The organism is Micromonospora sp. NPDC002717, from assembly GCF_040295705.1.
GTDB lineage: Bacteria > Actinomycetota > Actinomycetes > Mycobacteriales > Micromonosporaceae > Micromonospora.
Genome location: NZ_JBEOVW010000016.1, coordinates 15,254 through 33,393, shown reverse-complemented (window position 1 = coordinate 33,393; position 18,140 = coordinate 15,254). Strand labels below are relative to the sequence as shown.

Sequence of the window (18,140 nt, the reverse complement as noted above, 5' to 3'; positions counted from 1 at the left end):
CGTCCGGGATGCGCGGCGGCGCTGCGCCGGTGTTGTCGTGGATCTCACCAATGGGGAGTGGTCCGTCACGATCCGCTGCATCTGGGGCATTGGGTCTCCGGCGCCCAGCCGCTAGCCTCAGAGGGTGGAATCAGTGCAGCCCCCCGCCGGTTCCCAGGTCTCCCGCGTACCGGCGCAACGGCCCCCCTCCGACCACCTGGCGCCGCCGTCGCCGGCCCCGGCACCGGAGCGGCCGAGGCGACGGGCGCGCACTGTGCTCACGGTCGTCGCGAGCATCGTCGCGGCGCTGTGCCTTGGCGGCGTGGCCGCCGGATACGTCCTCTACAACCGCGCTGCCGCCCCCGACCGCAGCGCGCCCGACGTGGTGGTGGACAACTACCTGCGGGCGTTCCTCGTGGATCGCAACGACACCCGCGCCGACCTTTTCACCTGCGAAAACAATGGCGAAATCGCGGAGTTGCGGGCGCTACGGGACGACCTGATCGCGCGCGAGAAAAGATTCTCGACCACCTTCACGATCAGTTGGGGCAGCCTCCTCGTTCAGGAACAGAGTGACAGCGCGGAGATCCGGGTCGACCTGATCATCTCCGCCCATGTGGACGGCATTTCTCAGAGCGACCGGCAGCCGTGGCAGTTCACCGCCCGCCTGGACGACGAATGGCGGGTCTGTGCAGGGTCGAGAGCAGCCTGAGCCGTCACTCGATCCAGAGCAGGTGGACCGGGACCTCCAGTGTGGCCGGTGACTGGCCCCGCCAGGCCCAGCGGTACCACTCCACTTCAGGCGTGACCCGCACGCAGATGTCTCCGTCGGCGCCCGAGTAGGTCTCGGTGACCGCCCGCAGGTCCCGGTGCTCGACAGACTCCACGACGTGCACGACCCGGCGGCCGGTGACGGCGTCCGCCTCGAAGACCGGGGTCGGCACCCGGTGCGCCGGGGCGTCCAGGGAGACGAGACGGATGCCCGCCTCGCGGTCCACCGACGTGTCCGGCCGCCGGCTCCCCACCGTCTCCACCCAGACCCGCTCCACCGGGACCAGCGGCGCAAACACCTCCACCTGGTCGGACTCCGCCCGGTACCACTCGTGCTCGGGGATCACCGGGACGTAGGTCCGGCTGCCCTGCACCACCCGCTCGTCGGCCCGCAGGTCCCCGCGCCAGCCGAGCCCGGGCAGGCCGACCAGGACCCGGTGCCCGCGCAGCTCGACGCGCCCGGTGGCCGGCACGATCTCGATCGGCCGGGGCGGCCGGGGAGCCCAGTCGGGCTGGTCGGCGAACGGGTCGGGGAGCGGCTCGTTCATGACGGCTGGCGCCTCACGCAGCGCCCTTGAGCGGCGCTCCCCGCGAGCGCATGAACGGCACCGGGTCGATCGCGCCCCGGCTGCTGCGGTCCCCGTCCTCGTGCACCTCGAAGTGCAGGTGCGGGCCGGAGGAGTTGCCGCTGCTGCCCACCTCGCCGATGACCTCGCCGGCCTGGACGGTCTGGCCGACGGAGACCCGGGGCTTGCTCACCATGTGGCAGTAGCGGGTGATGAGGCCGCCAGCGTGCAGGACGTCGACGAACCAGCCGCAGCCGCCCTTGTCCGGCCAACCGTCGGCGTCGCAGCTGAGCCGCCCGCGATTGTCCGGGTCGCAACGGGAGACCAGGACGCGGCCGGTGGCGGCGACCCGGATCAAGGTTCCCTTCGGGGCGGCGATGTCGACTCCGTTGTGCCCGGGCCGGCTCGCCGTGCGGAAGCCCGACCCGACGCCACCCGGGATGGGCGCCGTCCAGCCCGAGGCGGCGATCTCTCCGCCGGCGGCGCGGTCACATGCCTGCTTCCCGCCGACGAGCACGGTCCGGGCCGCCCCACCGGCCAGGGCGTTGACGATCTGCGAGGCGACTTCCTCGTGCTTGGCGTAGGCGTCCGGGAAGGCGCTGATCTGCACCGCCTGGGCGGCCCGCGTCAGCGGCATCCGCTCCCAGCCGGATACCTTGACCAGCTTCTCGTAGAACTTCCGGGCGGCGTACTCGGGCGTCATCCGCTGGGCGACGCTGCCCCAGCTGGCCCGCTGCTGGAAGAGGCCGACAGAGTCGTGGTCGGCCCCCATGCCCTCGTTGGGCAGGTTCTCGGATTCGCCGACGGTCGGGTTCGCCAGGTTGCGCAGCCGGGACTCCTGCATGGCGGTCGCCACGGCGATGACCCAGCCGCGCGGCGGCACCTTCATCTCCTGCCCGACCTTGATGATCCGAGCGGCGTTGCGGAGTTCGACCTCGCCGTACTGGGACATTCGGGGCATGCTGCCCTGGATGTCGACCCGGAAGTCCTCCGTGCAGTCCAGGCTGGCCGACATCCGGTCACCCGCGTCACCGCCGAGTTCGGTGAGGAAGAAGGCGCCGGCGCCGCCGGTGCAGCAGAGCAGGGCGAACGTCGCGGTCAGCGCGGCGGCCAGGGCCCCGAGCCGGGGCTGTCGACGGCGCGGTCGGGTCTCGTCGCTCATTCCTGCTCCCAGTCCACCGCGTCCACCAGCCACCGCCCGTCGGGCGCCACCAGTTCGAGGCGGAGCCGTCCCGCGTCGAGCGGGACCAGCACCTCGACGAAGTTCTCGGTCCGGGGCCGGAGCGTGACGTCACCGTTGACCTGCCCGGCCGGCACCCCCGACGGGTCGGCGCCCGCCAGTTTCTCGGTCAGCGCCGGAGTCGACAGGGGACGCAGCCCCTCCTGCCACTGGTCCGCCGTGACGCCCGGCTTGCCCAGCCACGCCGCGACGAAGCGCTCGGCGATCTCCTCCGGCCTGGGCTCACCCGCGCGGGTGACCGGGGACGGGGGAGCGCCCGTCGAGAACGCCCCGTCGTCACCGGCGGTCGGGGCGACCGTGGTGATGGGTCGGCTCGGACGGTTGCTGAGCCCGTCCGTCGGGTCGCCGGGACCGGAGAGCAGCCGGGCCGCCCCGATGACCCCGAACACGATCACGGCGAGAGCGAGCGCGATGCCGAACCGGGACCGCAGCACCCGGGTGACAAGGAATTCGATGGCTCGACGCACCGCATTCACCGCGCCTCGGAGCGGATCCGCGGCGCGGGTCGTGCCGGCTCACGCTCGGCCGAGCCCGGACGGTAGATGACGAATGACGGGTTCTCATCGGGCACGTCCGGCTCGGTCCAGGCGGCTGGCTGGCGCCGACGAGGCCGGGGCGCGACCGGGCGGGGAGTGTCCCGCTCCGCGGTTTCCGGTGCCTCGGCGGCCGACTCGCGGCCGTCCGGCCGCTGCCGCTCCTGATCGCCACCCGTGTGGGCGTGCGACGGGTCCTCCCGGCGGGCCTCCGGCCGCAGGGTGCTCTTCTCCGCCACGGCGGCGCGACGGCGGCCCATCGCCGGCTCGGCCGTGCCGCCGGGCTCCGCGACGTCCAGCCGGGCGGCCGTGCGCATGTCCCGGAAGAAACGCCGGTGCCAGGAGCCGGCCGAACTGACCGCCTCGCTGCTGTCCTTGCCGCCGAGCTGGGTGATCCGGCGGTAGGGGCGCAGGAGCAGCCAGCCCACCACACCGCAGAGCCAGACCAGCACCACCTGGAGCCAGCCCGGCAGCGTCGGCGTGCTCATGATCAGGTCGACCGCGAAGAGGTAGATGGCGGCGCCGGTGCCGAAGATCGCGATGTTGAAGACGGCGGCGACCACCGCGTTTCCCAGCCGGCGCAGCCCGGCGCTGGCCGGTCGCAGCAAACCCACCGTGCCGAGGATCGGCGCGGCGATCACCGCCCAGCGGAAGATCAGGAAGCCGAGCAGCACCAGCAACGAGGCGGTCAGGTCGAACATCGCGAAGAGCACGGCGGCGAGCACCGCGATGAAGCCGGCCCCGATCCGGTCCATGTCCCGGACCCCTTGGAGGTACTCGTACGCCTCCGGGTCCTCGGTCTCGATCTGCTGCGCCACCCTGGCCCACTGCTGCTGCTTCGCCTTGATGGTGGCGTCGCGGGTGGCGGGATTCGACCGGAGCTTCGCCGCCTCCTCCCACGAGAGCGACTTCGCGTCGTACAGAGCCGGGCCGTATTTCTTGGCGGTCTCGCTGTCGGCCGAGCCGAGCGCCCCCCGCAGCCAGTTGCGGTAGAGCATGGCCTCGGTCGCCGTGTCACTGGCCCGGACAGCGGGCGGACGCTTGTCGACGCAGGCGTCCGGATTCGGCAGGGCGCACTTGTCCGCAGGAATGTCCTTGGAAGCCGGACCGACAGCGTCGTGCACCACACCCAGCGTGGTGACGAGGGTTCCGTCGGCGATGTTCGCTGACTTGACGGGCCAGGCGGCCAGGGCGGTCACCGCCACCATCACCAGCAGCGCCCAGCCCGCCGTCGTCATCGCGTTGCTCATGTCGGACTGGCGGGAGCGCCAGAGCAGGTAGAGACCGACCACGCAGAGCGTGACGATGCCGAAGACGCTGAACACCTTCTGGTAGACGGCCTTGGTCGCCTGGTCCACCAGCGGGTCCGCCCAGCCCCACATCGAGCGCGGATCCCAGGCGCGCTCCCGGAGCGCGTTCGAGGCGCCGACGATCGCCGTGGCCATCATGAACTCGCCGTTGGCCACCGTGTTGGTGAACTTGTAGTCCGGGTGTAGCACCGCAGTCGCGCAGCCGCTGTCGACGTCGTACGTCGAGTAGCTGTAACCGGCGTAGCCGTAGTCGCTGTAGAAGCCCTTCGGGCCCGGCTTCGTGGCCGACTCCGGACGCGAGGCGAACCAGCCGGCGAGCCCGGAGTCCGGGGCGCCGGGGGTCGGGGCGTTCCGGCACTTGACGTCGTCCTCGGCGACCTCCTTGAGCTTGGCGACGCAGGCGCGGAAGTCGGCCTGCCACTCCGGTGTGGTGCAGAGGTCGGCCGCCGCTGCCTGGGCTGTCGGCGGCGCGGCAACGGCAGGTGCGGCGCCGAGGGCCGGCCAGCCGATCGTGGCCCCGGCGAGTACGCCAAGTGCGAGAAGGAACGCCGCCAGCCGTGCCCGGGCCCCCGCCATGTCACGCCTCCAGGTTCGGCAGGACGGCCGGCAGTACCCCGGCGGCCGCGGCGATCGCGGCGGGAGTGGTGTCGAGGTGGTCCAGCAGCCCGTCGACGTACGAGACGTCGACCCGGACCTTCTGCACCCGACCGTCGACGTCCCGCATGACGAACTCGCGGAAGCCGAGCCGGGTGGCGGAGGTCGCGTCCGCGGTGGAGAGCGAGGCGAGGGTGGCCTCGTAGCCGTCGTCGACCGGCACCCGCAGCAGGCGCAACGCTTCCGAGGCGATCTCCGCGTCCTCGGCGATCCGACCGACGAAGACGGTCGAGACCAGGTTCTGCACGTCGAGGCCGAGGATGTCGCGCGGGTTCTGCGAGGCCACCAGCGCGGCGAGGTTCCACTTGCGGGAGTCGCGGGCGAGCCGGACCAGGAAGGAGCGGCCGGAGCGCCAACCCTCCATGAAGTGCGCCTCGTCCAGGCCGACGAGTTTGCGGGACGACATCGACCCGCCGTAACAGCGGCGTACGGCCAGCCGGTGCGCGGTGTGCAGCATCGGCAGGGCGAGCGCCTCCTCGGCCGACCAGTACTCCCGCTCGATCTTCAGGTCGGGCAGCCGCAGCCCGGCCATGGTGATCACGGTGAGCGCCGCGTCCGCGCCGAGCAGCCCCTCCGGCGGCCGGCCGAAGAAGAGCATGGCCAGCGGCATCTCGGCGGTGTCCAGCAGCAGGTTGGCCAGTTCCCTGCCGGCGTCGTCGTCGAGCTGGCTGAGGCAGGCGACCACGTCGTCCAGGGTGGAGGTCTCCTCCGCCGGCACCTGGCGTACGGCGTGCCGGAACAGGGTGGCGGTGGACGCCTCGCGGGCCACCTGCGGCGGCACCAGCATCATGCAGATGTCCTGTACGAGCATCCGCCGCTCGGCGCGGGCGTTGGAGACGGCGATCTCGAACTCCCGGTCGCCCGCCGCCCCGCTGCCGAATTCGGTGCGCAGCGGGGTCGGGATCAGCGAGTACGGCGCCAGGGTGCCGTGCTCGGAGCCGGTCAGGTTCAGCACCCGCGAGTACGGTCGCAGCTCGGGCATGGCGCACAGCCGGGCCAGCGGGCCGGACGGGTCGAGCAGCGTCACCTGGACGCCGCGCCGGGCCGCGAGGTAGCCCAGGGCGCCGAGCAGGGTGGACTTGCCGCCGCCCGGTTCGGCGACGAAGACGGCGAGGCCGGAGCGTTCACGCACCTCCATCGGGAAGTGCAGGTCGAGGAAGACGGGCCGGCGGCAGGTGCCCGCCGTCCGCCCGATCAGGTCGCCGCGCCGGTCGCCGACCGTGGAGGCGGCCTGCGGGAGGGCGGCGGCGAGCAGGTTGACCGGCATCCGCCGGACGTAGCCGGTGTTGGCGATCGGCTCGCCGGGGATGAACTCGCGGGCCAGCCAGTCCTGGTTCTTCGGGTGCTGCAGCGAGATGCGCAGCTCCCGGGAGTAGAGCTGGATCAGCCGCCGGGCCCGCTCCAGGCACTCCTCGCGGGTCCGCCCGCCGACGGCGATCCGGTGCCAGCCGTGCGCCCGGGCGGAGTCGACCGGCAGGCCGGTCGTCATCTCGTCGCCGATCACCAGGGCCCGCTTGGCCAGCCGCTCCAGCTCGGGCGGGGCGTCGATGCCGTGTTCGGCGTAGTCGAGCTGCTGGGAGCGGATCATCCGGAGCCGGTGCTCGAGGTTACGGAAGGAGTCGCCGGAGCCGAGGATGTCGACCCGGGTGGAGAGCTCCATCGGCCAGGGCAGCCGCTCGTGGAAGTGCAGCCACGGCTCGTGCCGCTCGGGGATCTCCAGCGGTTCCATCCGGCCCACCGCCAGCACGGCGACGTGCCGCTCCTCGCCGGTCATGCGGTTGACCAGCTTGACGGTGGAACCGTACGGGGTGCGGTAGCGCTCCACCTGCTCCGTGAGGGCGAGCAGGTCGCCGCGTTCCCACCGGCCGTCGGTGATCGGGGAGAGCCGGCCGGGGGGCGCCATGCAGAGCGCCACGGAGCGGTAGAGGAGCCATTCCAGCTCCTGCGCGGTGACCCGTCGCCCGCGCATGCCGAACGCGCCCAGCACCTCGTCGAACTGCTCGACGGTGCGCCCGAGCCTGCGGCGCTCGCCCTCGGCCACGCCGCGCCCGAAGGTGCGCAGCAGGCGTTCGGTGAACGAGTCGCCGAGGGAGCGGCGGGCGAAGGTGACGCCGAGGTAGGTCTGCCCCTCGGCGTGGTTGACCGAGAGCAGGTGCCGCTGCGCGGCCACCAGGTGGTCGGCCCAGCCGGCGGTGCCCGGGACGTCGGGCAGCGGGGACCGGGTGTGCGCGTCGATGGTGCGGGCCCACTCGTCGGCCGGGAAGGGCCGGGTGGTGCGTCGCAGGTGCAGCCGGAAGCCGGCCAGGCCGGCGTACTGCTCGGAGATCGCCGAGAGCAGCGCCTCCCGCTCCGCGTCCGGCCGGAACGCCCAGCGCACCTCGGGCAGCCAGTACCAGGCGGTGACGGTGTTCGGGGTGAAGGTGAGGTGGCCGGCGATCTCGGTGATGGCCAGCTCGACCGCTGGGTCCCGGTCGCCGAACTTGATCTTCGGCGGCTTGACGCGGACCGGCTTGGTGGGCTGGTTGCGCCGGCCGGCGGAGCGCTGGCGCGGCGGCGTCACGTCCCGCCCCGTGCGCTCTGGCAGCCGCTCCCCGGCCCGCCGCGACGGGCGCTCCGGGGGCGCCGGGTCGAGTGGCGCCGGTGGGGGCGGCGGGGTCACGCCGGCCGCCGCGTCGTCCGCCGGTGGGCGGAGCGTCGGCAGCCGGTCCCCGGGCTGGTGCGGCACCCGGACCGCCCGGGCCGGCGGCTCGTGGGCGACCGCCGGCTGCTCGTACGCGACGGCGGGTGGGTCGTACGCGACGGCCGGGGGTTCGTCGTCGGCGTCCGCCAGCGGCGGTTCCACCGCGGGCGCCCGATCGGCCGTGCCGGTGGAACGGGCGGGCGGCCGGGCGGCGCGCGGCGGGGCCGGAGCGGCGGCCGGGGCCGGCTCGACGGCGGCCGGCTGCTGCGGGATGGCCGCGTGCTCCCGCCCGCCGACCCGCGGCGGCGTGGCCGGCCGCGTGCCGGGGTGCGTCCCCCCGAACAGGTCGAGGAAGGGCGAGTCGATGTCGGCGCTGTCGGCCGGTGGCCCCGGGTCGACCGGCGGCGTCCGGCGCTGCACCGGGCGGGGCGCCTGGAAGACGCCGACGCCGCCGTGCCCGGGGGTGGTCACGAGGGCCGGGTCGAGGGCGACCTCGTCCCGCTCGGGCTCGTCCGGGTAGTCGAACGACCGCGCACGGTTACCGTGCTGGGCGATCGGACGCCCGGCCGGGGAACCCGGCGTGGAAGAGCGACTCATGCGACCGCCTCACCCGCGTCGTGCGACTGCCTGATCGGCGTACGCCCGGTCATGCCAGCTCCTCCCGGATCCTGATCCGGCTGCCGACCAGGCGGGGGTCCCGCTGCTCGGCGGCCGGCTCCCGGGTCCGTCGCCAGTCGGTCAGCGCGGTGCGGATCACCATGCGCGCCGGCCGGTCCGGGTCGACGTACCGGAAGATGAACGAGGTGGTCACGATGGCCAGCGCGATCTCCCAGGCCGGGAAGAGTTCGACCTGCAGCGTGAACAACCAGTGGATGAACATGTAGAGGGGGACGAGCAGCATGAACAGCCCGTACTGGGCGTAGGGCAGGTGGACCGGAAGGGTGTAGCCGGGCGGCCCGAGGTAGACCAGGCGAGCCCGGTAGATGTCGTCGTCGGTGCGCAGCCGCATGTCGTGCCCGCGCCTATTCGAAGATCAGGTCGATCAGGTAGTCGCCGATGAAGAAGAGTGTGGCGGCTCCGGCGATGAAGGCGAGCCCGACGATCGCGATGGCCGAGCTGGTCAGCACCTTGGAGATCTCGCCCCGGCTGGCCCGCCCGATGAAGATGACGCCCAGCACGGCCAGCAGGATCGGAGCGATCTTGCTGGCGAAGAACGTGACGACACCCTCGGTGTCGATGCCCTTGGGCGCGGGCTCGGCGAGTGGAGTCGACGCCAGGGTGGAGAGCGTGTGGGCGGCGGCGGACGTCACCGTCTCCATCAGCTCGATGGCGATCACTGGAACCTCCCCAAGTCGCGGCCGGCGGCGCCGCGGTGGTGCAGTAGGCATGCCTGGCGGGAATGGTGCTCACTGGGCGCAGAGCCGATGACCCTGCGTTCGTTGCCCGCCACGGAGGGTGGCGAGCTTTGGGCGGATTCTCCCGCTTCGGCCCTCCCTCCAGGCTTCGCCATCTCGATGCCGGGCAATTCCAAAGCGTACGGGCAGGCCCTCAATGCGACAAGCCGCGAAGAGTCTGCCCGATCCGACCCGGACGACCAACCGTACACCCGTTCGAATGCGCATGTCACCGCCCTCGACCCGGCCCGCCCGGGGTGCTCCGGCCGACCGGTACCGTCTAGTCGTGACCGATCTGGTACGGGCCTCGGCCCCGGTGGTGATGGGCGTCCTCAACGTCACGCCCGACTCCTTCTCCGACGGCGGACGGTACGCCGACCTCGACGCCGCCGTCGGACACGGCGTGCGGCTGCGGGCCGACGGCGCCCACCTGGTGGACGTGGGCGGGGAGTCCACCCGGCCCGGCTCCGACCGGGTCGACGCCGACACCGAGACGGCCCGGGTGCTGCCGGTCGTCCGGGAGCTGGCCGCCGCCGGCGTGCCGATCAGCATCGACACCACCCGCGCGCGGGTCGCCGAGGCGGCCCTCGCCGCCGGCGCGGCGGTGGTCAACGACGTCTCCGGCGGCCTCGCCGACCCCGACATGGCCCGGGTGGTCCGGGACGCCGGCTGCCCCTGGGTGCTGATGCACTGGCGCGGCCACGCCCGCGAGATGGGCGAGCTGGCCCGCTACACCGACGTGGTCGCCGACGTCCGCGCCGAGCTGGGCCGGCGTGTCGACGAGGCGCTGGCGGCCGGCGTCGCCGCCGACCGCATCGTGATCGACCCGGGGCTCGGCTTCGCCAAGACGGCCGCGCACAACTGGGAGCTGAGCGCCCGCCTGCCCGAGCTGCTGGAGCTGGGCTTCCCGCTGCTCTTCGCGTCCAGCCGCAAGGCGTACCTGGGTCGGCTGCTCGCCGGCCCCGACGACGCCCCCCGCCCGACGGACGGCCGGGACGCGGCCACCGTCGCCACCAGCCTGCTCGCGGTGGCGGCCGGCGCCTGGGGCGTCCGCGTGCACGACGTCCGCGCCACCGCGGACGCGCTCGCCGTCTGGCGGGCCACCGGCGCGCCCCGCCTGACGCCCCCGACCACCGGCGCGGCCCGGGCGGCCCACGCGGGCGCCGGCCGGGCGGGCGGCACCGCCGACCACGGAGGAGACCGATGACCGACCGCATCCAACTGACCGGCCTGCGGGCGCACGGCCGGCACGGGGTGTACGACTTCGAACGTGCCCAGGGGCAGGACTTCGTCGTCGACGCCGTCCTGGAGATGGACCTGGCCCCGGCGGCGCGCTCCGACGAGGTGGGCGACACCGTCCACTACGGCGAACTGGCCGAGCGGCTGGTCGCCGTCGTCACCGGCGAGCCGGTCAACCTGATCGAGACGCTCGCCGACCGGCTGCTGACCGTCTGCCTGGCCGACCCCAGGGTCGAGGTCGCCACGGTCACCGTGCACAAGCCGGAGGCGCCCGTCCCGCACGCCTTCACCGACGTGGCCGTCACCATGACCCGGCGGCGCGACCGGTGACCCGGGCCGTCCTCTCCCTCGGCAGCAACCTCGGCGACCGGCTGGCGCACCTGCGCTCCGCCGTGTCGGCGTTCGGCGACGACGTGCTCCTGCTCTCCGGCGTCTACGAGACTCCACCGTGGGGGGACCAGGACCAGCCCGCGTACCTCAACGCGGTGCTGCTCGCCGAGGATCCGGCCGCGACGCCGCGCGACTGGCTGGAGCGGGCCCGGGCGGCGGAGCGCGCCGCGGGCCGCACCCGCGACCCGCAGCGGCGCTTCGGGCCGCGCACCCTGGACGTCGACGTCATCGCCGTCTGGGCCGACGACGAGCCGGTGGTCAGCGACGACCCGGAGTTGACCCTGCCGCACCCCCGGGCGCACCTGCGGGCGTTCGTGCTGCGGCCGTGGATCGACATCCAGCCGTACGGGCGGCTGCCCGGGCACGGCTGGCTGACGGACCTGCTCAACACCGGCCCGGCCGCCGCCGACGCCCTGGATCTGCGCCCCCGGCCGGATCTGGCGATAGAGTCGACGGCATGACCCAGTGGAGCCGGCCGGCATGACGCAGGCGCGATCCCCACGCCCGGGCGGGACGGGTCCGGACCGGTTCCGGATGGGCCCCACCCGGATCTCCACCCTGGTGGTGGCGGGCCTCGGCGCCGCCGCCGTGGCCTGGCTGCTGATCAGCACCCTCTACTACGACTACCTGCCCGACCTGCCGTGGCTGCCGGTGGTCACCCTGGCCGCGCTCGCCGTGCTGGAGGGGTACGCCGCGGTCAACACCCGGGGGCGGATCGAGCGCCGGCCGGGCCGCGACCCGGTCAACCCGCTGCTGGTCGCCCGGTTCGTGGTGCTGGCCAAGGCGTCCTCGCTGGCCGGCGCGATCTTCGCCGGCTTCTACGCCGGGCTGACCGGCTGGCTCTTTCTGGAGCGCACGGACGCCGCGATGGACGACCGGCCGGTCGCCGGCGCCGGTCTGCTCGCGGGGTTGGCCCTGGTGGCGGCGGCGCTCTGGCTGGAGCGCGCCTGCCGCGTCCCCGAGCAGGAGGACGACGAGGACCGCGAGCCCGGCGACCGGGAGAACCGCCCCGGCCCGCGCTGATCCGGGGGTTACGCCCGGCCTCCCGCACGGGTAGCGTGCCTGCGACCGGAGAGCAACGGCCGCCCCGGCCCGCCCGCGCGTCGGACCTGGACGAGCGGCCACGTGGGAGGCGGCGGCTATGGGGTACGACGAACCGGGGCGCGACGCGTCCACCGAGCCGTCGTCCGGCATCCCGGCCGCCGTCCTGGAGAACGTCTTCGACGACCCCGCGCACGGGGAACCCGGCCGGGACCGGTTCGCGGTCCACGTCGCCTGGGAGTCGCTGCTCCTCGTCGCGCTGGGCGTCGGGACGTTCCTGCTCTGGCGGGAGAACCCGGACGCGCTGCGCGGCGCCGGGCTGCGCTCGCTGCTGCTGGACGCGGTCGTGCTCGGGCTGCTGGCGCTGGCCGCCGGGCTGAGCCTGCGTACCGCCGCGGTGAACCTGGCGGTGGGCCCGGTGGCGGTCGCCGCCGCGCTGCACATGGCCGAGCAGGGCGACCGGGGCGTCACGGCGGCCACCGGGCCGGCCCTGGCGGTCGCCGCGCTGGGCGGGCTCGCCCTGGCGCTGGCCGTCGTGGTGCTGCACGTCCCCGGCTGGGCCGCCAGCCTCGCCGGTGCGGCGGGGGTCGTCGTGTACATCGAGCAGCGCTCCGCGCCGGTCCTCCCGCAGGGTGACTACGACCCGGGGCGTGGCGCGCTGCACCTCTTCGCCGGGCTCGCGGCCGTCGCCGTGCTCGGCGGCTTGTTGGGGGCGGTGCGGGCGGTCCGCCGGCTGGTCGGCCGCTTCCGCCCGGTCGTCGACCCGGCCCGCCGCCGCGGCGTGGTGGCGGCGGTGGTCGTCTCCGGCGCGCTCGTCTGCTCGACCGTGCTGGCCGCCCTCGCCGGCATGCTCACCGCCACCCGCGCCACCGGGCCGGTCGCGCCCGACGCCGGGCTGGACTGGACGGTGCTGGCGGTCGGCATGGCGCTGCTCGCCGGCACCAGCGCCTACGGCCGGCGGGGCGGCGTGTTCGGCACCCTGCTGGCGGTGTGCCTGGTCGCGGTCTTCGTCGCGTACGCGCAGGCCCGGGGCTGGACGGTGAGCCGCTGGGCGGTCGGCGCGGCGGCGCTCGGCGTGGGGCTGCTGGTCACCCGCCTGGTCGAGGCGTACGGGCGGCCGGCGGTCGGCGCGGCGGCGGAACCGGTCCCGGTCGGGGACGGCCGGATCGGCACGGGTTGGGCGGCGCCCCGGCCCGACCCGGTCGGCGACTGGCCGCCCGCCCTGCCGGCGCAGTCCACCGAGAGCCCGGCGGACCCCTGGAGCGTGCCGCGGTGGGAGAGCGGGCCCCGCCGGTGGGAGAGCGACGACCGCTGAGTGGTCACCCCTGACCGGCCGCGGGGCGGGCCGGCGGTGCCGGCCGGTGTCGCGTCCACCCTGCCGGCGGTGATCTCGGCGGTTAGGCTCGGCGGCATGACCGACACACCATCGACCTCCGCCGGCCGGTCGTTCGAGGAGCTCGACGCGCTGTCCACTGAGGAGCTGCGGGAGCGGGCATTCGCGGTCGCCCGGGAGCGCCGCGACGTGGGCTTCTTCTGGTCGGTGCTGCGGCACCTGCCGAACGCGGACGAGGCCGCCGTACTGGACGGCGCGCCCAACTCGGTGGGGCCGACGATCGACGAGGCCGCTGCGCTGTGGCGGGAGCTGACCGGGCACGGTTACGAGGAGTCCGCGCCGCTGCTGCGGGCCGCCTTCATCGACTACCTGATGACGCACCCGCGGAAGTGACGGTGGCCGACGGGCCCCGGCAGGTTTGCTCCCCGAGGTCCGCCGGGAACTGATCCGATCATGGCGCTCACCAACCCGCCGCGGGCCGGCGGCCGTTACGGGACGGCGGCGGGCACCGGCGCGCTCGCCGCGCTCCTGCTGGTCGCGGTCTGCGGCAGCCCGGCGTACGTCGGCTGGGCCACCGGCACCGACCCCAACTCCGCCGGCGGCTGGTTCCTGCAACTGCTCGCCTGGCCGGCCTGGCGGTTCGACGGCGGCGATGCCTCCGGCGGCCTGCTCGTCGCGAACCTGCGGGCCGTCCTGCTGGTGATCCTCGCGGTGGTCTTCCTCTACCTGCTGCCCGCCACGCAGGTGGCCCGGGTGCAGGGGTCGGCGAGCCAGTTCTTCTCCGGCTGGGCCGCCTACGTCCTGGCCGGTGGCTTCGCTTCGCTGCTCGCCGCGTTCCTCGGCCCCGATCCGTCGCTGCTGACCGCCATCCAGTCGGCCGGCACCGGCGCGACGTACGGCTTCCTCTCCGGCTGGATCATCGGCACGGCCAGCCTCGGCGGCCGGGCCTGACCCGCCGGCCCGCGTTGCCCCGTCGTCTGACCCGGCCCCGCTGCCCGCCCGCCTTCCCGGCCGGCGTCGGGGCGGCCGCCCCGGTCACCGGTCGGGCCGGCCCAGTTCGAGCAGTCGCGTCCGGCTGAGCACGCCCACCGGCCGCCCCTCGTCGGTCACCACCACCCGGTCCGCGGCCGAGGTCAGCAGCGCCCCCAGCGCGTCGTACGCCGAGTCGCCCCGCGACACCGTCGGCAGCTCGGCCACCCCGGTCGCCGGCAGTGGCTCGACGGCCGCGCCGGTCAGCGGGGTGACCGCCAGCCGGCGGATGCCCCGGTCGGCGCCGACGAACTCGCGGACGAAGGGCGTGGCGGGCGCCCCGAGCACGGCGGCCGGCGTGTCGTACTGCTCCAGGCGACCGCCCTGGGAGAGCACCGCGATCCGGTCGCCCAGCCGGACCGCCTCGTCGAGGTCGTGGGTGACCAGCACGATCGTCTTGCGCACCTCGGCCTGCAACCGCAGGAACTCCTCCTGCAACCGGGTCCGGGCGATCGGATCGACGGCCGAGAACGGCTCGTCCATCAGCAGCACCACCGGGTCGGCGGCGAGGGCCCTCGCCACCCCGACCCGCTGCCGCTGACCGCCGGAGAGCTCGTGCGGGTAGCGGCGGCCGAACGTCGCCGGGTCGAGCCCCACCAGCTCCAGCAGCTCGTCGACCCGGCGGCGGCTGCGCTCGCGGGGCCAGCCGAGCAGCCGGGGCACGGTGGCGACGTTGGCGCTGACCGTCTGGTGGGGGAAGAGCCCGACGTTCTGGATCACGTAGCCGATCCGGCGGCGCAGCCCGACCGGGTCCACCCGGGTGACGTCCTCACCGTCGAGCAGGATGCGGCCACCGGTCGGCTCGATCAGCCGGTTGACCATCCGCAGCACCGTCGACTTGCCGCAGCCCGACGGTCCGATGAGCACCACCAGCTCCCCGGCGGCGATGTCGAGGCTCAGCTCGCGTACGGCCTCGGTGCCGTCCGGGTAGCGCTTGTGGATGCCCTCCAACGCGATGGACGCCGCACGCGGCCCGCCGTGATCCGTGGTTGCCGGGGTAACGTCCACACATGTCCTTCCGCCTGAGCTACCGGGCCGACCCGGGTAACCCGTGGTTCTCCTGGCAGTACGTGCGGGACAACTCTGACACGATCCTCGCCGCCGTGCGGGAGCACACCTCGCTGACGGTGCGTGCGGTGTTGATCGCCGCCCTGGTCGCCGTGCCGCTGGCCGTGGCCGCGTACTGGTTCCGCTCGCTGGCCGGGCCGGTGTTGGCCGTCACCGGGGTGCTCTACACGGTGCCGTCGCTGGCGCTGTTCGCGTTCATCGCGCCCTACCTGGGCATCGGCGCGGTGACGGCGCTGAGCGTGGTGGTCCTCTACGCGCTGCTGGTGATCGTCCGCAACGCCCTCGCCGGGCTCAACCAGGTGCCTCCCGAGGTGCGTGAGGCGGCCGAGGGGATGGGGTACGGCCGCTGGGGCCGGCTGTTCCGGGTCGAGCTGCCGCTGGCCCTGCCGGGCATCCTCACCGGCCTGCGGCTGGCCACGGTCTCCACGGTGGCCCTGGTGACCGTGGGCGTGGTGATCGGGCGTGGCGGTCTCGGGCAGCTGATCTTCGCCGGCTTCCAGAACAACTTCTACAAGGCGCAGATCATGACGGGGACGCTGCTCTGCGTCCTGCTCGCCCTGGTGCTCGACCTGATCCTGGCCGGCGTGGGCCGGCTGCTGACCCCCTGGCTGCGGAGCAGGGCGGCGTGAGCGCTCGGAACGCCGCGCGGCGCGGTCCCGCGGTCGCGAACGGAGGGCGGGCCCGATGAACCCCGTCGAGGCGGCGCTGGTCTGGCTCAACGACCCGCTGAACTGGACCAATCCGGGCGGGATCCTGGAGCGGCTCGGCGAGCACCTGTCGATGTCGGCGGCGGCGGTGGCGCTGGGCTGCCTGGTCGCCTGGCCGATCGGGCTCTGGCTCGGGCACACGGGTCGGGGCGGGGGCCTGGTGGTGCTGGTGTCGAACGTCACCCTCGCCGTGCCGACGCTGGCGCTGCTCACCATCCTGCCGCTGACCTTCCTCGGCTTCGGCCAGCCGTCGGTGGTGGTCGCGCTGGCCGTCTTCGCGGTGCCGCCGCTGCTGGCCAACGCGTACACGGGGGTGCGGCAGGTCGATCCGGAGGCCCGGGACGCGGCGCGCGGCATGGGCTTCTCGGGGTGGCAGTTGCTGCGCCGGGTCGAGCTGCCGTTGGCGGTGCCCTACCTGGCGGCCGGATTCCGCACGGCGGCGGTGCAGGTGGTGGCGACCGCCGCGCTGGCCTCCTTCGTCAACGGCGGCGGTCTCGGGCAGATCATCCGCGCCGGGTTCGGGCTGGACATCGCCGCCGGCGGCGGCCAGATCCTCGCCGGCGGCGTGCTGGTGGCCGGGCTCGCCGTCCTGGTCGAGCTGGTGCTGGCCCTGGTCGAGCGGCTGGTCACCCCGCGCCCGCTGCGGGCCACCCGCCGCCGGGCCCGCCGCCGCGCGGCGGACGCGCTGGCCGGCGGCTGAGCTCCGGTCCGCCCCTGGCGGACGCCACACCCGGGAGTGCCCGCCGACGCACGCCGACGGGCACTGCCGGCCACCGACGCCCGCTGCCGCTCACCGACCCGCGCTGCCGGTCGTCGATGCCCGCTACCGCTTATCGATGTCCGCTGCCCGGTGACCGTCGACGGGTGACGATCCGGTGACAAAGCTTTCCTCGGGTTGTCGGACGCGTGTGGAAGATGTTGGGTGGAAAATCGTGGGCGGCCGGACAGGGGGCCGCCGGCGGACACAGCGGGCGGCCGGACAGGGATCGCCCGTCGGACACGCGGCCGGCCCGGACGGGTCGCGCCGGGACACGGAAGGCGGGCACTGATGCGCGCACGTACACGACTGGCGGTCGGTGCGGTGGGAGCCCTCGCCGCGGCGGGGCTGCTGACCGGATGCGGCGACGCCGGCTCCTCCGGCACGGACGCCCCGGAGCAGGCGGCCTCCGGGGCCGGCTGCGCCCCGGTCACCGGTGACCAGCTCGTCGTCCTCGACGACGACAAGAAGCTCCAGAACACCGACAACGTCATCCCGGCGGTCAACGCCAAGGCGGCCAACCCGCAGCTGCTCGCGGCGCTGGACAAGGTCTCGGCGGCGCTCGACACGCCGAAGCTGATCCAGCTCAACAAGGCCGTCGACGTGGACCGCAAGACGGCGCAGAAGGCGGCCGAGGAGTTCGCCGCGGCCAACGGCGTCACCACGGGAATCGCCAAGGGGCCCGGCGGTCGGATCGTGATCGGTGCGGCCAACTTCACGGAGAACGAGATCCTGGCCGAGCTCTACAAGATCGCGCTGACCGCCGCCGGCTACGAGGCCAAGGTGCAGCAGATCGGCAACCGCGAGCTCTACGAGCCGGCCCTGGAGCGGGGCGAGATCCAGGTGGTCCCGGAGTACGCGGCGACCATGGCCGAGTTCCTCAACACCAAGGCCAACGGCAAGGACGCCCAGCCGGTGTCCTCGCCCGAGCTGGAGAAGACCGTCGCCGCGCTGAAGGCCGCCGGCGACAAGGTGGGCCTCGTCTTCGGCACGCCCGCCGCCGCCCAGGACCAGAACGCCTTCGCCGTGACGAAGGCGTTCGCCGACAAGTACGGCGTCCGCACGCTCTCGGACCTGGCCGCGAAGTGCTCCGGCCAGGCCACCGTGCTGGCCGGGCCGCCGGAGTGCCCGCAGCGGCCGAAGTGCGGGGCCGGGCTGGTCCAGGTCTACGACTTCAAGGCCGGCTCGTTCAGCTCGCTGGACCAGGGCGGCCCGCAGACCAAGAACGCCCTCAAGACCGGCGCCGCCAGCGTGGGCCTGGTCTTCTCCTCGGACGGCGCGCTGGCCGCCAGCTGATCCCCGGCCGGTCGCCGGCGGCCCCGCGCCGCCGGCTACCGGCTGCGCCGTCCCGTGCCGCCGGCTACCGGCTGCGCCGTCCCGTGCCGCCGGCTACCGGCTGCGCCGTCCCGTGCCGCCGGCTACCGGCTGCGCCGTCCCGTCCCGCCGGCT

The 18,140-nt window shown here is 74.2% G+C and carries 19 protein-coding genes; 11 read left to right on the top strand and 8 right to left on the bottom strand.

The genetic code is table 11. The features are described 5' to 3' along the window. The first annotated feature begins 133 nt into the window (after positions 1–133). Positions 134–691 carry a hypothetical protein gene (locus ABT006_RS23020; RefSeq protein WP_350709629.1) on the top strand — a complete coding sequence of 186 codons (558 nt, stop codon included), beginning with the start codon at positions 134–136 and terminating at the stop codon, positions 689–691. A 4-nt stretch (positions 692–695) separates the two neighbouring features. On the opposite strand, the gene ABT006_RS23015 is transcribed toward ABT006_RS23020, so the two are convergent. From ABT006_RS23015 to ABT006_RS22985, 7 genes are read right to left on the bottom strand one after another with little or no spacing between them, the layout of a single operon-like run. After that, entirely contained in the window at positions 696–1,298 is a 603-nt protein-coding gene (locus ABT006_RS23015) for a hypothetical protein (RefSeq protein WP_350709444.1), read from the bottom strand. Positions 1,299–1,311: 13 nt separating this feature from the next. Then, entirely contained in the window at positions 1,312–2,478 is a 1,167-nt protein-coding gene (locus ABT006_RS23010) for a M23 family metallopeptidase (RefSeq protein WP_350709443.1), read from the bottom strand. Next, positions 2,475–3,032 (bottom strand): hypothetical protein, encoded by a 558-nt coding sequence (locus ABT006_RS23005; protein ID WP_350709441.1) that lies wholly within the window; start codon positions 3,030–3,032, stop codon positions 2,475–2,477. The genes ABT006_RS23010 and ABT006_RS23005 overlap by 4 nt, the downstream gene beginning before the upstream one ends. Then, entirely contained in the window at positions 3,029–4,975 is a 1,947-nt protein-coding gene (locus ABT006_RS23000) for an MFS transporter (protein ID WP_350709439.1), read from the bottom strand. The genes ABT006_RS23005 and ABT006_RS23000 overlap by 4 nt, the downstream gene beginning before the upstream one ends. Before the next feature lies 1 nt (position 4,976). Continuing rightward, on the bottom strand, positions 4,977–8,330 hold the full coding sequence (locus ABT006_RS22995; protein ID WP_350709438.1) for an ATP-binding protein: 3,354 nt from the start codon (positions 8,328–8,330) through the stop codon (positions 4,977–4,979). A gap of 49 nt (positions 8,331–8,379) precedes the next feature. Next, positions 8,380–8,742 (bottom strand): hypothetical protein, encoded by a 363-nt coding sequence (locus ABT006_RS22990; protein WP_088976442.1) that lies wholly within the window; start codon positions 8,740–8,742, stop codon positions 8,380–8,382. A gap of 13 nt (positions 8,743–8,755) precedes the next feature. Then, positions 8,756–9,070: a hypothetical protein gene (locus ABT006_RS22985; protein WP_091101477.1), complete on the bottom strand. Its 315-nt coding sequence runs from the start codon at positions 9,068–9,070 to the stop codon at positions 8,756–8,758. A gap of 343 nt (positions 9,071–9,413) precedes the next feature. Between ABT006_RS22985 and folP the strand changes: the two genes are divergently transcribed. The 7 genes from folP to ABT006_RS22950 all read left to right on the top strand — a co-directional run bounded on the left by folP (position 9,414) and on the right by ABT006_RS22950 (position 14,081). Next, the gene (gene folP, locus ABT006_RS22980; RefSeq protein WP_350709436.1) at positions 9,414–10,334 is read left to right on the top strand and encodes a dihydropteroate synthase; all 921 of its coding nucleotides are present in this window, start codon (positions 9,414–9,416) and stop codon (positions 10,332–10,334) included. Beyond that, entirely contained in the window at positions 10,331–10,696 is a 366-nt protein-coding gene (gene folB, locus ABT006_RS22975; protein ID WP_350709435.1) for a dihydroneopterin aldolase, read from the top strand. Before folP ends, folB begins: the two co-directional genes overlap by 4 nt. Beyond that, positions 10,693–11,217 carry a 2-amino-4-hydroxy-6-hydroxymethyldihydropteridine diphosphokinase gene (gene folK, locus ABT006_RS22970; protein ID WP_350709433.1) on the top strand — a complete coding sequence of 175 codons (525 nt, stop codon included), beginning with the start codon at positions 10,693–10,695 and terminating at the stop codon, positions 11,215–11,217. The genes folB and folK overlap by 4 nt, the downstream gene beginning before the upstream one ends. A 19-nt stretch (positions 11,218–11,236) precedes the next feature. Beyond that, positions 11,237–11,779: a DUF3180 domain-containing protein gene (locus ABT006_RS22965; RefSeq protein WP_350709431.1), complete on the top strand. Its 543-nt coding sequence runs from the start codon at positions 11,237–11,239 to the stop codon at positions 11,777–11,779. A gap of 118 nt (positions 11,780–11,897) precedes the next feature. After that, positions 11,898–13,112, top strand: coding sequence for an ABC transporter permease (locus tag ABT006_RS22960; protein ID WP_350709430.1), 1,215 nt, complete (start codon positions 11,898–11,900; stop codon positions 13,110–13,112). A gap of 96 nt (positions 13,113–13,208) precedes the next feature. After that, positions 13,209–13,523, top strand: a complete 315-nt coding sequence (locus tag ABT006_RS22955) for a hypothetical protein (RefSeq protein ID WP_350709428.1) — start codon at positions 13,209–13,211, stop codon at positions 13,521–13,523. 60 nt (positions 13,524–13,583) lie between these two features. Beyond that, positions 13,584–14,081 carry a hypothetical protein gene (locus ABT006_RS22950; RefSeq protein ID WP_350709426.1) on the top strand — a complete coding sequence of 166 codons (498 nt, stop codon included), beginning with the start codon at positions 13,584–13,586 and terminating at the stop codon, positions 14,079–14,081. Positions 14,082–14,165: 84 nt separating this feature from the next. Here ABT006_RS22950 and ABT006_RS22945 read toward each other — a convergent pair whose 3' ends face one another. Beyond that, positions 14,166–15,167, bottom strand: a complete 1,002-nt coding sequence (locus ABT006_RS22945) for an ABC transporter ATP-binding protein (RefSeq protein ID WP_350709425.1) — start codon at positions 15,165–15,167, stop codon at positions 14,166–14,168. 2 nt (positions 15,168–15,169) lie between these two features. Here ABT006_RS22945 and ABT006_RS22940 point away from each other — a divergent pair, with 2 nt between their 5' ends. The 3 genes from ABT006_RS22940 (at position 15,170) to ABT006_RS22930 (ending at position 17,987) form a co-directional block, all read left to right on the top strand. Then, complete coding sequence (locus ABT006_RS22940; RefSeq protein ID WP_350709423.1) at positions 15,170–15,856, top strand: ABC transporter permease; 687 nt, start codon at positions 15,170–15,172, stop codon at positions 15,854–15,856. 55 nt (positions 15,857–15,911) lie between these two features. Further along, the gene (locus tag ABT006_RS22935) at positions 15,912–16,634 is read left to right on the top strand and encodes an ABC transporter permease (protein WP_350709421.1); all 723 of its coding nucleotides are present in this window, start codon (positions 15,912–15,914) and stop codon (positions 16,632–16,634) included. A gap of 348 nt (positions 16,635–16,982) precedes the next feature. Beyond that, positions 16,983–17,987, top strand: coding sequence for a glycine betaine ABC transporter substrate-binding protein (locus tag ABT006_RS22930; RefSeq protein WP_350709419.1), 1,005 nt, complete (start codon positions 16,983–16,985; stop codon positions 17,985–17,987). Positions 17,988–18,140 lie beyond the last annotated feature (153 nt).

Coding starts and splice junctions, on each gene's coding strand:
- ABT006_RS23015 (WP_350709444.1), bottom strand. CDS start 1,298: ATGAACGAGCCGCTCCCCGACCCGTTCGCCGACCAGCCCGACTGGGCT.
- ABT006_RS23010 (WP_350709443.1), bottom strand. CDS start 2,478: ATGAGCGACGAGACCCGACCGCGCCGTCGACAGCCCCGGCTCGGGGCC.
- ABT006_RS22965 (WP_350709431.1), top strand. CDS start 11,237: ATGACGCAGGCGCGATCCCCACGCCCGGGCGGGACGGGTCCGGACCGG.
- ABT006_RS22960 (WP_350709430.1), top strand. CDS start 11,898: ATGGGGTACGACGAACCGGGGCGCGACGCGTCCACCGAGCCGTCGTCC.
- ABT006_RS22930 (WP_350709419.1), top strand. CDS start 16,983: ATGCGCGCACGTACACGACTGGCGGTCGGTGCGGTGGGAGCCCTCGCC.
- ABT006_RS22950 (WP_350709426.1), top strand. CDS start 13,584: ATGGCGCTCACCAACCCGCCGCGGGCCGGCGGCCGTTACGGGACGGCG.
- ABT006_RS22940 (WP_350709423.1), top strand. CDS start 15,170: ATGTCCTTCCGCCTGAGCTACCGGGCCGACCCGGGTAACCCGTGGTTC.
- ABT006_RS22935 (WP_350709421.1), top strand. CDS start 15,912: ATGAACCCCGTCGAGGCGGCGCTGGTCTGGCTCAACGACCCGCTGAAC.
- ABT006_RS23000 (WP_350709439.1), bottom strand. CDS start 4,975: ATGGCGGGGGCCCGGGCACGGCTGGCGGCGTTCCTTCTCGCACTTGGC.
- folB (WP_350709435.1), top strand. CDS start 10,331: ATGACCGACCGCATCCAACTGACCGGCCTGCGGGCGCACGGCCGGCAC.
- ABT006_RS22990 (WP_088976442.1), bottom strand. CDS start 8,742: ATGCGGCTGCGCACCGACGACGACATCTACCGGGCTCGCCTGGTCTAC.
- ABT006_RS22995 (WP_350709438.1), bottom strand. CDS start 8,330: ATGAGTCGCTCTTCCACGCCGGGTTCCCCGGCCGGGCGTCCGATCGCC.
- ABT006_RS22955 (WP_350709428.1), top strand. CDS start 13,209: ATGACCGACACACCATCGACCTCCGCCGGCCGGTCGTTCGAGGAGCTC.